A 16,030-nucleotide genomic window follows, 5' to 3' on the forward strand; every position below is an offset into this window, starting at 1 on the left:
TTTAAACATTCCGCTGCCTTTTTAACACCAAGTTATTCATATTTGAATCGGCTTATCTCTACATTGAGTGTGTCAGCTTGCTCAGATAAGGTTCTTAGCATTTGATCAGCTTCATCGACTTGAGTGCGAACGGAAGATGTAGAGTCCGCGATGGATGTGATACTCGTATTGATTTCTTCCGTCACGGATTTTTGTTCATCTGTCGCAGAAGCAACTTGGGTATTCATATCACTTATCTCGTTTAACATTGACATTATTTCACTCAACATGTCCGTATTTTGAGTGCACGTTTCTACGCCTTTTTGCACGGTAGTGTTTGCATTTTCAATTCCGCTCGAGACGTTGTTTGTCTCGGATTGCAGTGATTCAATCTTTTCTCGAATCTCTTCAGTGGAAGATTGCGTTCTGCCCGCTAACGAGCGCACTTCATCAGCGACGACAGCAAAACCACGGCCTTGTTCCCCAGCTCGAGCAGCTTCGATCGCGGCATTCAGTGCCAGCAGATTCGTCTGTTCTGCGATGCCTTGAATGACGTCGAGCACCTCAGCAATAGAGCTGGTTTCTTTATGCAACCGTTTTATCGCTTCGACTGAGGTCTGCATTTCTTGATCGAGTTGGCTAATTTCATTGCCTAATACTTGCCCAATTCGTACGCCTTCTGTGCCCGATTTATTAGCATGAGATACATGTTCAGAGGCTTTGTTTGCAAACTGAGAAACTTCAGAAATGGAAGCACTCATTTGATTGATGGCGGTTGCGACGGACGTGGTTCTCGTATTTTGATCAAAAATGGCTGTGCGAGTTTCTTCCATGCTATTTAACATATTTTGCGCGTCATCGCGTAAGGTATTGGAAGTTGACGCAAACTGTTGGAATACACCTTGCAACTTAGAGAACAGTGCATTCAGTGCGACAGACAACTCTGTCATTTCATCTTTGCCACTTTCTTCCAACCTTTGTGTCAGGTTATTGCTTTCACTGATTTCCTTAACACGCTGTGATGCGGAAGTGATTGGTCTAGAAATACTATTCCCGACAAGATAAGAACACCCAATACAAACGATAATGACGACCAGCACAACAGCCACAATGGTATAAAATACGGTTTCTATAAGAGCGTCTGCATCCGCCATCGCTTCTTCAACATCTATTTCGGTTAATATTGCCCAAGGCAATCCCGCTGCATCTAGAGGTGCATAGGCAGAAAATACGTCAACTTGCCGATAATCTGGGGTGATTAAGAACCCTTCTTCACCTTTCAATGCGTTTCGGGACGCAATGGTATCGACAGGCTGGCGGCCAATCGCCGAGTTCTTTTCTTCAATTTGCTGAATCATATTTGCGCTTAATCCCGCGGATTGTAATGCAGCAAAGTAATCTTTGGGAGCCTCTAATAAAAATCGAGACTGGCTTCGTAAAAGGCCATCCGGGCCTACTAAATAAGACTCTCCACTATCTCCTAAACCAATATTTTTCCAGTTTTCGTTAAACGTCATGATGGAATTAATTTCATCGACAGGCATCTGGAAAATTAAAACACCGACTTTCTTGTCTTGGTGGAAAATGGGAGTCGCAATGAAAGAAGCAGCGGCTTCATAAGAGGGATAGTAGGGGGCGAAATCTTCTAAATGATATTCTCCCTTGCTTTTATCTACCGCAGATACAAAGGCTTTAGATATTCCACTTCCTTGATAAGGCCCGCTGCGAAGATTGGTTGCAAAGTCTAACTCTTTAAACACCGAATAAACGATATTTCCCTCTAAGTCGACCAAAAAGATATCGTAATACCCAAAGGCTTCTAGGTAATGCTTGATGGAAGGGTGGTATAGCTGGTGAACTTTGTCATAGTCAGTGCCTAGGGAGTCTGACATCATTAAATGTTTCTCACCCAAATTATTAGGGTTGATAGCGATATAGCGGGTCTGTATTGACTGGGCTCTATCTGAAAGTTGCTGATATTTTTGTAATGCGTTATGGGATTGTCCTTTATTTGCCTCTTGGTATGTAGATCCAAATTGGTTGCGGTAATAATCCGTTAGCTTGACTTTGTCACTGTCTGACACTAGATATTTCGGGTATGTTTCAAAGGTGTTTTGAAACTCGACCATTGCTTTCTGGGTGGCAACATCATCAGCTAGCGTGTCTAATTGCATTCGAATTTGGTTGAAGTATCGCTCGATTTCACCCGATTTAATTTCTCGCACGGCGATGAGTTGATTCTTCGTTCGCTCATACATGGCGGCTTCTGAAAATTGGGAAACTTTCCACCCAATGAATGCCCCAGCAAGGACTAGTCCCACAACACACAGTAATGTGGTGGAGACAATTATTTTTGACGCGATTTTCATACTCTGTCCCTGAATTGATAAACAAATACCTTGTTTAAGCCACGTTCAGAGCCAATCGACGTTATGGATATCGCTTTTTGTTCGAATAATAATAGCCCATATATTTGTATGGGCTATGAATCCACTTACTTATAAGATAGTAGATAGCTGAGAGATTGCCTATCTGGTCATTTGCTTGGTTGTTAATTCACTTAGGGGGGGAACTAGTAAGAATGAATTTTGGGTAAATGTTAGGAAATCTAAAAAAGTATAATTATTGTTTTATATAACGAAATTCCTCAATGAGTCACATTTTTTGTTCGTTCTTAATGGTTTATTTGACCGATAAATCATGCGGTTAAGGACGGTCAATATGCAATGTAGTCAGTTTCTAAAAGTAATGCTTCTCGGATCTCTAGTTTTTGTATTCTCTCCCAGTTATGCCTTTAACAATGTCGCTTACGTTGAAACCAACGATAATGCGCTGTCAAACGTTGCTTGTTTTGTTCAGACTCAAAAATCTCAGGATGGTAAGACAAGCTATACAACCCCATTTTTTAATGAAGCTGTAATTTTTGCGGCCAATATACATGGTTCAGATCCAAATAACCCAAGCGTTTATCTGAATAAACAAGACGATGCTTTACTCAATGACACCACTCAGGTAGCGACGTTGCAAAGTAAGGGGATTAAGGTCTTGGCCGCTCTACTTGGCGATCATGAAAACTCTGGGTGGAGTTGTATGACTGATGCTAATGACGCTAAGGTATTTGCGGATAAGATAGCCGATTTTGTTCAAAAATATCATTTAGATGGTATCGCTATCGATGACGAATACAGTACGTGTACGAAAAACGACACGTCTATGATTATGATTGTTCAAGCGTTAAAACAAAACCCTAAATTTACCGGGAAAGTCATACAAAAAGTACTGCTTTGGGATAAAGGGCTATTTGCCACAACCTACGGACAATATAACGTGAAGTTGGCCGATTTTCTTGATTCTGCAACGCCGGGATACTATCCAGGTGATAATAGTGCCATCGAGCCCTATACCAATTATGGGATGTCACAAAATGACCTGTATGCTTCTGTGAGTACCACCTACACTGATTCTGTCTCGGCCGCTTCCGTCGCCAAAAATGCAATACAGCAAGGGTATGGTGGGCTAATGGTCTTTAACCTCACAGCAAACTCGACTGATTATGTAAAATCTCTGGCGAAAGCTGAGTATGGGAGTGATAACATTTCAGTAACACCCAACTGTTTGAAATGATTTTTGCGCTAGACTTGAGCCAATCTCTACGTGCAATTTGAGATTGGCTCATTGGATCTAACCGATATAGCGCTTCGCTAGCACTTTGTGATCAAGGGCTATACTAGATTGGGGCAGTTTAGCAAGTAGTCGGTGTATGAAATCAAGAAATATCCATGGCGAGTGGAGTATATCATTTGAAAATAGAATCCTTCATTGTGTTGGCAGTGGAGCGTTTAATGCCGAGGCTAGCGCTGCATTTTTCCAAGAGGTGAAAAACACGGTGTTGAACTCGGAAAATGGAGATTCATCACCTTGGGTATTTTTGTCCGATTTAAGACACTGGCAAGGTTCATCGCTTGACTCTTGGGAAGAGGTAGACAAGAGCATTGAGTGGATGACTAAGCATAACTGTGTTTTTTTCGCGCTTGTATTGGAAAATAAGCTTCAGGAGTACGCTGAAGAAAAGCACGTGACTGATCGCAGTAAGCATCAATCTTTTTTTGATTTTGAACAAGCATATCAAGTTTGCATGGATAAGCTGATGGAAGCTGGGCGTTAGGATATCGCTTACGAACCATGGCTTTCCGGCAGTGCTGGCGGTGAGGAACGGTTCATTCGACTTGCACCGTATCCCAGAAGAAGAATCAATATACCCAATGGAAGTGCCAGTTGCAGTACATGCTCAAAGCCGTAAATATGGATGAGATAACCCGCTACCATATTGGACATGACAAGTGGGGCGATATTGCTAAACATGAGTAGACCTGTCGTTTTGCCTTGCATGGTGGGTGAGGTTCTACGCTGCAGTTGAGAGATAAAAACCACCCCGAACGCGGCAGTGACCACTGCGGTTAAAGCAAAACTGGTGAGAATAAACCAAGTCGTATTAATCAGTAGTAAACTTGCGGACAGTATTTTACCAAATGTACCAAGGGCCACGAGCTCGTATTCTCCTAAGTGAGAAAGCCGAGACCATTTTCCAGCGATCATTGAGCCTAGAATACCGCCCAAGGCACTCGCCGTGACTAACGAACCTTGGAAACTTGGTCCTCGGTGGGCGAAGCCTGACAACAACGGAATACCTAGATCATAGAGCCAGATGATGGGAAAAACACTCAGTGCATTGAAGGTTAAAATCGGCCACAGCTTTGTTTGCTCGGTGACGAGTTTTTCGACGGAGCGTTCTAGATTAACACGCTGTTCAGAGAGCTTATCTTGTTCCGCAAGTGAGCGTTTCTGACCAATAGCTCGGTGTGACGGTACCAGTAAGAATGCGGCGATAAAGCTGGTTGCGTCGATGGAGTAGGCTAAAGAGAAGACCGATGTATTGAGCTGAGTATTCCCAGAGTGTGGCTGGCTAAGTACATAGCCTAAGCAGATCGGAGCGACCACTCCTACAATTTGTATCGCAATATTCAGCCTACTGTGTGCTTGAGTGAGTCCTTTTGTGGTCACAAACTGCGGGATAGAAGCTTGCAGAGAAGACAAGACCAGTACGCTTAGGATCCCTGACACTATGGCTAACACGATAAACAGTGCCATGGTAGGCTGCAAACCTCTGTATAAGGCGATGGCCACGCTGGCATAAAATACAAACCCGAGGACAAAGCTGCCTCGTAGTAATCGCACAGGGGCAACCTTATTTGCCCATTGTCCCGAGAGCAGTGAAACCATTGCCGAGACGAGTTGCTTCATGGTCAGAATGGCTCCTAGACTTAGCGCCGCCGCAGAAGAAATACCGACTAACCAAGGTAGGATAAGAGCGCTAGCCATACTACCAAATACAGATATGACGCAAGCAGCCACCAAGCGATTAAAAGGTGAGCGTAAATCCCCAATCATATCAAAGCCACGTTCTTACTATTTTCACCTTCAATCACATCTTCAAGCTGCCTGTTAAGCAACCACTGATCTTGCTCATCGCAGCATGAGAGCAATTGCTGGATAGATTGGAGTAACTGTTGAGCAAGTTTTGGGTCTACTTTGTTATCAATGCACTGTAACCGGATTATTAGAAACTCAACCGTCAGACGTGAGCGAATTGGGCTCTGTGGCGGGAATAATTTTGAAATTATGTCTAGCGCTTTCTCACATTGAGATGCGGCCAATTGTAGTTGACTATCTGCCAAATATAATTGTGCTAAACACCTCATTGACAATAAAGCGTTAAATCCTCCGTTCTGATTGTGCAAAAGCCCGTAGCTTTCTTTTGCTTCGTTGAGTCTTTCGGCTTTAATGTAGTGTCGACATGCCTCCGCATAACATAACGAAGCGGTATTCGGTTGGCCCATCAAGATGAACTCGTGAGCCGTTTTCTTAAGTTGCTGTGCCGCAGGTCCTGCTTGATGCGCCATTCCTAGGCAAAGGCCTAACTTAAAGTTAAGGTAAGCTCGGCGTACAAGGTCGTAATCTTGGCTAAGCCGTTGTGTTGCCTTCTCCAATAGAGTGATGCAGTGATTCAAATTCTTTTGTTGAAAAAAATTGATCCCCGCTGACCAAATTAGGGCTGCTGTGAGGCATTGCGGCATCACCTGATGAGGTGCGTTAGTAATGGAATCCAATGTTCGTCGGTGTAATTGACTAAATTGTGGGGAAAGAGACGTTGCCAATGCCAAATCAAGTTTTAGCCAATCTTTAGTATCGCCTAACGCATGGCTAATATCGTGTTGCAACGTCTCAATATGTGACTCAAGAACATTGGCATCATTTGCCTTACGAGCGAGGACTAACTGAAAGCGCCGATAGAGGATTTGTTTGTCTGGCGATGAAGACAAGCGTTGAGCGTGCTTAAGCACAATTTTGCTGCTAGTGGGTTTTCCTTGTACTAACAATATGCGTGCTAACAGCCAATAATAATCGTCAGTAACTGAATGGCTATTTTTGTTGTGCAATTTCTGTTTTTGAAGGTATTTCAGTACCGTTAAATAGCACCCGGCAGACAGCCATTGTTTTAGCGTATCGATATGCACGTGTGTATGCCGGGCTTTTTCATCTAATATGGTCACTACAATTAATAGTGGTCTCTTAAGATGCTGCGCGAGAAAGGAAGCTAGTGAAAGGAAATCAGAGTTATGTGTGGTTTTTACCTTGAGTATGGTTGGTCGGGTTATTTTCTTTTCAAAAGCATCTAATATCGCGCTGTAAATTCCCCAGTGATCAGCAGCAAGTGGATGGTGGCCATCTTCGGTTTCATTAAACAATCTTTGGTGTAGATGAGAAGGTAGAATGTCGGAGTCTAATACTGCCCACGGGTGCTCTCCTTGTCCTGTGGTGATGACATCGAAGTGGCTCGCGTTTAATTTAAGCTCTAAATCCTTATCGTTCGTTTGGCAGACACAAGTGTGATGATGTGTTTGGACAAATTCTATACCTTGTTGAATGGAAAACACCTTGTGATTCTTATTATTCATTGTATTCCCCTTTGTTTATTCGTATTTGTATAATTCGCTTCTAGAAATGTGTGAAGTAACTCAGCCATAAGTACCTCATCAGCGACGGTGAGCCCAAGGCGATTGTTATTGGTATGGGTAAGTTGCCAGACCTTTTCCAAGTATCCTGGTTTAAGGGACACATAGTCAGCACCTAGTGTCGGTGAGTTCGATTGGATTGCTTGTTGAGCGGGCTGGTAGCAAAGCCATTCAAATAATTTGGAATGCCATTGATACTCAATATCTGCACCGCTATTAATCAAACTCATAACGGAAGAAATTGGGTTTTTAATGTCTAGGAGTGAGAGAAAGTTTGAGATGAGCTCTTTTGGTGGTGATGGGCGATTCTCACCAGTTACCGTCCCCCAATACTTGGCATACTTGGTTAGAAAGCTTTGCCTCATTGCATGCGGCCAATACCAGCGCTGCATAATGTCGAGTAGACGAGCGGCGGCGACAAAAATGCGCAGGCCGCTGTGTCCTCTTGTGCTTTCTAAGCAAGGGATAATCCAGTTGCAACTCGCGTCAAAGTTGCGCTCAGCTAGTGCCAGTGCTGCCCCACAGCCGTACTTATGGTATTCGGGGTGGTATTGGGCTAACTCAATGACGTAAGGCAAAGGGTAGCAAGCGAGCGCTTTTTCTATTTCACTATGCATAGAAACTAAAGATTGATGTTCCTCATAGTACATTCGCCAACGTAAGTGATAGCCGTCAAAGTAAGAGTTACCTTCGTTAATGTGTGTGTCCCTATAACGAAGGAAAAACGCATGATGTACCTGTTTCGTGGATTTCAACTCTTGGAGCATGGGCGCTAGGTAGTCGATGATCAGGTTATCCGTGTTCAACGCTTTATTGCCAGGTGAGTGATAAATCTTGCAGTAGTACCATGCCATAATTACACCGCCTCTGAATGACCGTCGAATTGAATCATGTACTCGGTTACATGATTCTGCTTCGTTTTGGTGTTTATTATTGAAAGCTTTTCCATACTGGGATCAAGAGCGGTGAGCACCACGGGCTTATCTGTGTTTTCAATGTCTTTCAATAACTGGCTAAGAGAGATAGGATCAGTAAAATCAAGCAGCCAGGGCGATGTCATGCTACCAAATACTTTAACCATTCCCTGTGTTGGAATATTTCTTTGCGCGCGCCACTGAGTGACTTCGAGTAGGTAGTCCGGCCAGGTCTTGTTGCCGCGCACTGGTATTTCGTTTGTCGGAATAGCAAATCGGCTTCGTTCCAACAATAATTGTCCAATCTGTACAGCAGGTCGCCAGAAGGGCAGTGTGTGTGTTGTTAGCCAGGATTCACGATCAAGATATTCGTAAATATTTGCTCGTTCAGTGACCGCATCATCGGCGTAGCTTTCACCCAATACAGCGACGAGTTTGGCTAGATCAGGCAGTTGAGAATCTCGTAAGAAACCCAAGTGTACGGGCTCAAGCGCTTCAAGTATATCGTTGCCAGTCTTGTCTTTATGCGCTCCATCAACGTGATAAAGGGTGAGTAAACCATCTTGATTCAATTTTAGACGCAGTTCGTCCCAGTGAATCACTGAGTTGGTATCGGAGTGGGTGGACGGCCAGGCTAATGTTTTTGTTGATGTCCAAGCTAGGTGCTCAAAGTTTAATCCCAGCTCTGGTGATACAAGCAACTCATTTTTTGGTCGCATTGATGTAACTTGATTTAACGCCATGGGCTGAGCGGCCAAAAATCGAGTTAAATATTTATCTCCACCTGACAGAATACGGTTGAGTGCCAATATTGGGGGAGAAGCTTTCTTGTCTGAGGGCGTATTTGTGTGACTTGAATGCGTTTGGTCGTCGTGACGAAGGAACTGGACATACAGGGCCAATTTGGCAGGTTCGGACAGAGTGTTCGGCATATCTTCGTAGAAAGATGATAAAGGGATGTAACATGTCGAATTTTCATCGTCTGGAGCTTTATCTCGAGCGCTGGATACTACGCCGTCAGCCCATTGAGTGTTTCGCCATCCAGGGGCCATTTGGGCGAATTGTATTTGCCTCATCAAGCCATCGTTTTTGATAACTTCGCTGAAAAAATCGAGTACGTTGTGGCATACCCCTGTGTGTCCGAAGCTTTTGGTAAATACATGTGTCATCATAAGTCTGCTATAGCGATTGCGACTGGAATGACCGATCATTAGTGCAGGCTCTAGAATTTTTTTAGCTTTAGTACTGTCGAATGGCAGTGTTTGGTAAAGGCCTGATTTCATATGAGAGTCGAGCTTAACATGTACTGGAGGCTTTTGGCTCGAGCCGTGAGAGTTTACTTTGTTATTCTTTAGCGTGCTTTGTAAATATTGGATAGTAGGTTCAAATTCTGGAACAGTTAATCCTTTGTTGGTGATGTGTTGGTTGAGTTCGACGATTCCCTGAATATCCGTTGAAAACTCAGGCCATATAGGTTCAATGACGCCCGCTTTTAACAACTCATCGATCCAACTATTTATCGTGTGAGTTTGCTGATCACTGTCAATAGTCAATGCTTGGCTGAGGCTTTGATATGTATGGCTTCTCTCTTGCACGCATGTTTTTATTCGCTGAATCATTGGATGATCGCCTAACGTCATCAGGCCTACACCAGGATGAATGGAGAGCGAGCCAACAAGGTGGTATTGCCAAAGACTTTGTTCTCTATCGTGAGTGAGCTGCAAGGTTGGGTTAATTTTCAGTTTCACATGGTTATTTTGATTGGAGAGAAAGGCTTGCCACAACCATTCCAAAACTTGAAAACGTTCGATAAATACCCGATCGCAATCAGCTGGTGTGGTCTGAGTGTCACTGAATGTGACTAGGTTCGCTGCGGCAAAGCGCCCAAACGGGTCAGGTCTGCAAGCGGAGCGACATAAATATCGGGCGACAGTAAGAATTCCGCGTCTCGATTTTTTTCGTTTCCAATCTTCAGCGAGTTGCTTGGGAAAGTCGTGCCAGTGCTGTGTTTGGCTACTAAGGCGAGGAGAAACTAGGGCGAGAGCATCGGCAAAACCAGTACTTCCCAAGGACTGAGATAACGCATTGAGTTTATCATCCAAAATTCGATCATAAACTGAATGCCACTCTTCCCTATATTGATTGATAGTCAGTTCCACGTTGTGTAGCAGATCTAAACGAGTATCAAAGTCTTGGCTGAGTTTTCCGAAGAGATCGTCATATCGGCTCCCTATCTGCTGCTGGCGAAACAGGCGACGTTGTAGGTCGATAAGTTTTCTTCTCAGTTGTGTCTCTTCACACCCTTGAACCAGTGAAAAGCTAAGCACTCTCAGTTGCTCTTGATGTGATGTTAGGCTCTGTTGTAATTTAAGCCATTCCGTTAGCCATACATCTTGCTCGTTATTGTCAAGATAGGCAATTGCTGAGGTAGGTTGCAGACAAGTACGTATCTGACCCCAAGGTCGGAATGTCCAGTTCATCATACTTGTTCACCATCTCGTTCGTTATGCTTAGGTGAAACGTAGTTCCCCACAACAAATGACAGTGCCAGTGCTAGGTCATGACCATCAATTCCAAAATCTTGCTCTAATGCGCTTGCTGCAAAGCCACCAGAGGCAGTGCTGGTAAATCCTCTACTTTGAGTGGTTAAATACAGCCGATCGAGTAGCCAGCCGGTACTGATCATTGCGTGACGAAAACCACGGTCGCCATAAGCCGTTAGCCATTGGGACAAGGGTTGAGCAATAAAAATGACATAACATGCATTGCTGTGGTTCATTTGGGAGAGAACGTCGTATTTATACTCTGATAAGTCTCGAATAAATAATGGCCTAAGTGCATGTTTTTCTTGGAGGTACAGATATCCCCCCTGAGCCAGTCCTTCCACTGAAAAAGAGAGAACAAACAACTGAGGTTTCAAATTAGGGCTTGGGATCAAATCGGTCGAAAAATTAGTTAGGGCACATTGTAAGGTTGTTGCCAGTGAACTCAACGGCGACGCAGGGAGCGGTGACAATGCACTTGCTGAGCGGCGATTGAGTATTAGCTGCATGGCGGACAATGACGATGGAGTAAATTGACTGTCCGAGGTGTTTGTATTGAGAGCAATATCTTCACTAATGCCATTCGGTAATTGTGCTGGACGCAATGTATCGAGTTCAATGGGTACTGAATGCGCTTTAGTTGCTTCGATCATCTGCTTTGATAGTGGTACGTTGTAGTGAAATTCTGTTTTTTTCATGTTAGTTGCCTCATCTAATTCGGAAAGACCAGCAGGCCAAGTGCTCAATGGATAAATGCCGTTCCCAATCCGTTAGTTACTTTGGGCGAATTCAATGATCAAGATAGGTAATTGCTCTTCTTCATTCACGTGAAGCAAGGTTGTGACAGCATCGTCATCAAATTGGGTGTGAATATGAGCCTTAAGCCCCATAGCAGGTGCCAATTGAACAATTCGGTGAGCAATTAACCCAGCATCTAAATGGCACAGTTGGTAGCTTCGTTCTCCGTACTTTTGACGTACTCGACTCAGGCTGCCACACACGACCAATAGCGAATCAGAGGCTGAATCCTCCCCAAGATTTCGACTTTTAGGTTCAATACCCAGCTGACCTGCAATATCCGTACGGTTGGAGGGAGAAATAAGACCCAGCTTCTTTAAACTATGATTCTGTTTTTGGTAAACGTTGACCTCTGTTTGATGCCTATTTGTTGTCAGCAGGTAACCCTCTGAAGAGCCTAAGTTACCCCCGGAGGCGGTTAAGCGAAATGCATTTGATTTGTTCGTATTTGGGTTGTGTCGATGTACTTCACCTAAACTTAGGTAGAGTAAGTCACTGATGGAAGCGGCCATCTGAACATTAGAAACTGGCTCACCAAGCAGTAATTCGGCATTCGTCTCCTGCCAAACTGGGTTTGGCTTTGGTAACGTGGTATAGCCACTGTTTAAAGAGGAGTTATCTGTATTGATTGAAAGGTACGAAGTAGCGGTAATCTGCTTAACTTCGGGGCTAATATGCCACTTCATTGCACCTGGATTATGGGTTTGCCATTGTTGAAGGCTGACCGTTCTTAAATAGATCAATGGCAGGTTATGCCATGTTTCCTTATCTTTCTGGGCGGTACTAGTACCAGAGTCCGCCTTTTGCCTCACTACTTGTAGGTTGGCAGGCAATGTGGAGCGAGTCGGGTTGCAATCGTGACAGTGAGAAAGTCTCAGAAAACGTATTGACTCTGTATCAGGTAGACATGAACGTTGTTGGTTGATTACCTGACAACTGAATAAGTTGGTATGCCAAGCCATCAATTGCTGTACGAGTAACCCCGCCCAGGCAGGCATAAGCACAGACCGAGTCTTCTCATCTGGCGGGATGGGACTGGATCTTTGTAAATTTAAGCAATTTAGACAACCAGATTGCGATGGTATAACAAGTGGCCCTACGGTCAATAAGGTAGGATTGGCAAAGCAAACTGGTTGTTTATGTTTAACTAAAAAACGATTTTCATCCGATTGCTGATTTGATGAAGAGCTGATGCAGACAACGATGTTGGCGTGATCCATTTTTAAGTCTTCTGGTAATGTTTCACCTAACCAAGAAGTATTAATGTTGTGTGCAGTGAGAAGTTCAATAACCAGATGACATTGAGTCTTGTGGCCGACTAGCGCTACAGATAGTTGTTGTAGGTGATTCGCGGCTTCGGTACGGTGCGTAAAACGCTGGATGATGGGCAGGAGAGCACTGATCTGAGCCAAGTGGGAGAGCGGCTCATCGCTGCTAAGGGGAACACTTTTACTTTGATCTTCGATAAGTCCCTGTTGGTTGAGGAATAACAGAAGGTCTATTAGACTTGATTCTTCTAACTCGGGTAATTTTTGCAGGATTTGATCGGCCGTATGTTCCCCATCCAGCAGTGGAAACAGATGAGTTTTAATCCAATTCATGGACTCCCCGTGCAAGGTTCTTACTTCCCTCCCTCTAAACAAAAACTCTTGTTCACCGTTACGTATATTAACCAGATTTGGAACCAATATCGGGCGCTGTGGAAAATTGAATTCAGGCCAAGTTTTATGATAGTCACTGAGCCCAGATGAACTGTAGGTATCGACGATTTTACTCATGACCGGCTCCTGTTGCAGGTGAAGGGGTTAGGCTCTCACGTAACTCATTCAAGTAATCTTCACTGGTAATATGATATTGGCCGCACTGAGGACACGTGCCCAAAGGATATAAAGGATGAGAAGAGACATTTGCTGTCAACATATTTCCCGTTATATATCGATAACTTGTATTTTTCGTGGTGGTAGAAGAGATAGTTTCTGAATTGGACGACAAAGATTTCATCACCACTTGGACGGCGTAAGCACTAACTTGCGCAGCTTGGCATTGAAATAGTCCTCCTGGCACGGTTTCTTTTAGCGTGTTTGACGTGTGTTGCTTAGTGATCTGCGTGGAAAATGCTTGTTCGGCATTCGCGTTATGCGAAAGTGAGAGCCTACGTTGATGCCAACATTGATAACAAGGTTGACCTGCGGATGAAAAAATAGGGCTGATAGCAAATTCGGGAGCTCTCATCGAGATGCATAACAATTGGACGTTATGTTGTTGACACGCCTTGCTCATGGCAAGCGCATGTGTATGCGCCTCTATATCATAAGCACAAACAACGGTGTGTAACTGAGACCAAGGCAAGGTGCTGTGATTATAGCATTCGGCTTCGAGCTGGCTTACATTGAGCTGCTTGTGTAACTGGGAGGCTAGCATTCCGCCACCCAAGATCGCGATGTGCTTGTTTGTTTTATCACGCAAAGGGAATGGGGTCATGATTCACCTCATGTGTCTTGTTTAGGGAAAACCCCATGTTTTGAGGTTCAGTAAATAGTCTTGGGGTACCAAGAAATCTAAGTGCGTGGCAGAAGGTGAGTGGCATCAGTTGTGGAGCGATGACTTTTACCACCACCATACCAGTATCTTTAACTTCAGGCAGTGTTACGTCTGCTGCGTAAAGCTCGAGTTCTAGCTTTGCAAAGCGCTGTAAAATGTTATTAAGAAACTTGTACGGATGTTCCGGCTCAAAGCCAGCATCTTGACGCCAAGGCGCATAAGGCGGTTGTACATTCATGGCAAAATCAAACGCACTTGTATGACGCTGCCCTGCGTATAACGCGCCAAAATCTAACGGGCTAGCAAGTTTACCAGCGACGATCTCATCTTTACTGCAAGATGGCGGGTTATTGAGAAGCCCTATTCTTACACTGGAGGCCTCTTCGATTACTCTTAAAGCGGCATCTCTAGATGTGGTTCGGCACGCTGCCATGCATACATAGTGAGGGTAAGTATCTGATTGTTGGATTAGGGCGACAACGGGTAGGCCTAATGTCGTCGTTATGTCGAACAAGGTGGTCGTAATACCTTGTGCGCTCAATTGTTCAAGTAAGCGATGTATTTCTGGGTCATCAATCGCGTTAGGATCGAGTTTAGGGTGAGGCAGTTTATGCAGCCACCAAAGGGCAAAGCTATCTCTTTCAACAATCTCACATAGCGCTGCGAGTGTTGCTTGAGTATATGAGGTGCCAGCGGCAAATCCAGTTGAGACGGGATAAGTATAATGTTCAGATAACGGTTGATTAAGCCCCATGCAGACCACATCAATAGGCAGCCAAGCGGAAGACTGTTTTATCAAGTTAACGCCATCAACCCATTCATCTGTGCGGGTGTCAGAAAAAGGCTTCAGCTTGATATTATCAGGTGCGTAAGATAGCTCAGTGCTAGAGGGCTGAGGTAAGGAACGAGGGTCTAGAGCGTGACCTTGAAGTTCATTATATGACGCGCGCTTACGGCCCAGTAAAGGTGGAATCATCGCGCAATAACGTTCAATCGCTTCGCCTATAGCGCGGATTTTAGCGACATCAGAATCAAGTGCGGTGCCGTAACCTGTCGCGCTGCCATAGCCAAGGGTTTGAGGAAGGTGCTGGCAAAGATGGTAAAGGCTACCAACACTGGCACTATAGCCAAATAAGCTGTCTTCGCTAACTCCAGTATTGGGCAGTAATGACAGCTCGCCAAGTAACCCTCCGTCTTTGTCGAACAGAGGGTGTAAGGAATGAATCAGTGCGTTTAGATTTGACAAGTTCAAGCCCTCTAGTGTTGTGTTGAGATCAGCGATGTGACGGTTTGTTTTGAGACGCGACAAATTGCATATCTGGTAGTGTACTGAGCGGATCAATTTCGTGAGACTTTGAGATGATCGCTTCGATGAACTCCGCTTCTCCAAGCTCTTTCATACCTTTGTCGTGAATCGTCATCATCGCGTCCGCTAACGCCGGATTTTGATTATTTAACTGTTCAATCTCATCGAGTGCTGCTGTGCTAGCAGACGAGTAAGTAGAATTGGTACAGGCTGTACTTGTTGTGCTGGCTGAGCTGTTCTGAGTGTGCTCTCTAACCTTCTCAACAAAAAGTTCGATTTTTTTGAATCTATCTTGCATACAAACCTCCGCATATAGGTAAGAAAACCTGGGCAGCTAGACCGCCCAGTTGATGTAGACAAAAATGGATGTAAAGCCTGAGATTACCTATTTGACCTGAGTGGCGGAATCCATGGGTTGGTCTGCTGGGATAGCGATGTCTACCATGTTTTGCTTGGCTTCGACAATGTTGTCGACCATACCATTTTGGCCGAGTTGTTGTACGCCGACTTCATGGAGAGTGGCCATCGCCATTGCTAGCTCTTTATCATTTTTGCTGAGGGCGTCGATCTCTCCCATACATGCAGTACTAGCTGAGGAAACGCAGCCAACGGTACATGCCGTACTTGCTGTACTGCTACTGGCGTTTTGGGTGACATTACGTACTTCGTCAACGATAAGTTCGATTTTCTTAAATTCATTAGACATATTCTTTCTCCTACAAGGGTCAGAACGTCCATGTCATTTAAGTCATCCATGTATACGACAGCAATGTAAGTCTAGACTTTCAGAGCTGGTGTATATGTTAGACAATCTCGCAAAGCTTAATAATTATTGGCGTGTTAGTCGTAAACGATTACCAATAATTATTATGTTCA

13 protein-coding genes are annotated in these 16,030 nt (G+C 44.3%); 2 read left to right on the forward strand and 11 right to left on the reverse strand.

The features are described 5' to 3' along the window. Nucleotides 1-32 precede the first annotated feature (32 nt). On the reverse strand, nt 33-2,348 hold the full coding sequence (locus M9194_RS04845; protein ID WP_250611496.1) for a methyl-accepting chemotaxis protein: 2,316 nt from the start codon (nt 2,346-2,348) through the stop codon (nt 33-35). Nucleotides 2,349-2,700: 352 nt separating this feature from the next. Here M9194_RS04845 and M9194_RS04850 point away from each other — a divergent pair, with 352 nt between their 5' ends. Together M9194_RS04850 and M9194_RS04855 are read left to right on the forward strand one after the other, a co-directional pair. Next, nucleotides 2,701-3,603 (forward strand): glycosyl hydrolase family 18 protein, encoded by a 903-nt coding sequence (locus tag M9194_RS04850; RefSeq protein WP_250611498.1) that lies wholly within the window; start codon nt 2,701-2,703, stop codon nt 3,601-3,603. A 136-nt stretch (nt 3,604-3,739) separates the two neighbouring features. After that, the gene (locus tag M9194_RS04855; RefSeq protein ID WP_250611500.1) at nt 3,740-4,144 is read left to right on the forward strand and encodes a hypothetical protein; all 405 of its coding nucleotides are present in this window, start codon (nt 3,740-3,742) and stop codon (nt 4,142-4,144) included. 8 nt (nt 4,145-4,152) lie between these two features. Here M9194_RS04855 and M9194_RS04860 read toward each other — a convergent pair whose 3' ends face one another. From M9194_RS04860 to M9194_RS04905, 10 genes are all read right to left on the reverse strand, one after another. Continuing rightward, nucleotides 4,153-5,427, reverse strand: coding sequence for an MFS transporter (locus M9194_RS04860; RefSeq protein ID WP_250611502.1), 1,275 nt, complete (start codon nt 5,425-5,427; stop codon nt 4,153-4,155). Beyond that, the gene (locus M9194_RS04865) at nt 5,424-6,995 is read right to left on the reverse strand and encodes a hypothetical protein (protein ID WP_250611505.1); all 1,572 of its coding nucleotides are present in this window, start codon (nt 6,993-6,995) and stop codon (nt 5,424-5,426) included. The genes M9194_RS04860 and M9194_RS04865 overlap by 4 nt, the downstream gene beginning before the upstream one ends. Next, entirely contained in the window at nt 6,992-7,906 is a 915-nt protein-coding gene (locus M9194_RS04870) for a thiopeptide-type bacteriocin biosynthesis protein (protein WP_250611507.1), read from the reverse strand. Before M9194_RS04870 ends, M9194_RS04865 begins: the two co-directional genes overlap by 4 nt. A 2-nt stretch (nt 7,907-7,908) precedes the next feature. Continuing rightward, a complete protein-coding gene (locus tag M9194_RS04875) occupies nt 7,909-10,449 on the reverse strand; it encodes a lantibiotic dehydratase (protein ID WP_250611509.1) in 2,541 nt (846 codons plus the stop codon). Next, complete coding sequence (locus M9194_RS04880; RefSeq protein ID WP_250611511.1) at nt 10,446-11,207, reverse strand: nitroreductase family protein; 762 nt, start codon at nt 11,205-11,207, stop codon at nt 10,446-10,448. Before M9194_RS04880 ends, M9194_RS04875 begins: the two co-directional genes overlap by 4 nt. Nucleotides 11,208-11,279: 72 nt before the next feature. Further along, entirely contained in the window at nt 11,280-13,085 is a 1,806-nt protein-coding gene (locus M9194_RS04885) for a nitroreductase family protein (RefSeq protein WP_250611513.1), read from the reverse strand. Beyond that, complete coding sequence (locus tag M9194_RS04890; RefSeq protein ID WP_250611515.1) at nt 13,078-13,788, reverse strand: hypothetical protein; 711 nt, start codon at nt 13,786-13,788, stop codon at nt 13,078-13,080. The genes M9194_RS04885 and M9194_RS04890 overlap by 8 nt, the downstream gene beginning before the upstream one ends. Beyond that, nucleotides 13,766-15,094: a YcaO-like family protein gene (locus M9194_RS04895; protein WP_250611516.1), complete on the reverse strand. Its 1,329-nt coding sequence runs from the start codon at nt 15,092-15,094 to the stop codon at nt 13,766-13,768. Before M9194_RS04895 ends, M9194_RS04890 begins: the two co-directional genes overlap by 23 nt. A gap of 28 nt (nt 15,095-15,122) precedes the next feature. Beyond that, nucleotides 15,123-15,452, reverse strand: a complete 330-nt coding sequence (locus tag M9194_RS04900) for a hypothetical protein (RefSeq protein ID WP_250611517.1) — start codon at nt 15,450-15,452, stop codon at nt 15,123-15,125. Between the two features lie 87 nt (nt 15,453-15,539). Then, entirely contained in the window at nt 15,540-15,860 is a 321-nt protein-coding gene (locus M9194_RS04905; RefSeq protein ID WP_250611518.1) for a hypothetical protein, read from the reverse strand. Nucleotides 15,861-16,030 lie beyond the last annotated feature (170 nt).

Origin of the sequence: Vibrio sinus (assembly GCF_023634645.1) — a bacterium.
Taxonomy (GTDB): Bacteria; Pseudomonadota; Gammaproteobacteria; order Enterobacterales; family Vibrionaceae; genus Vibrio; species Vibrio sinus.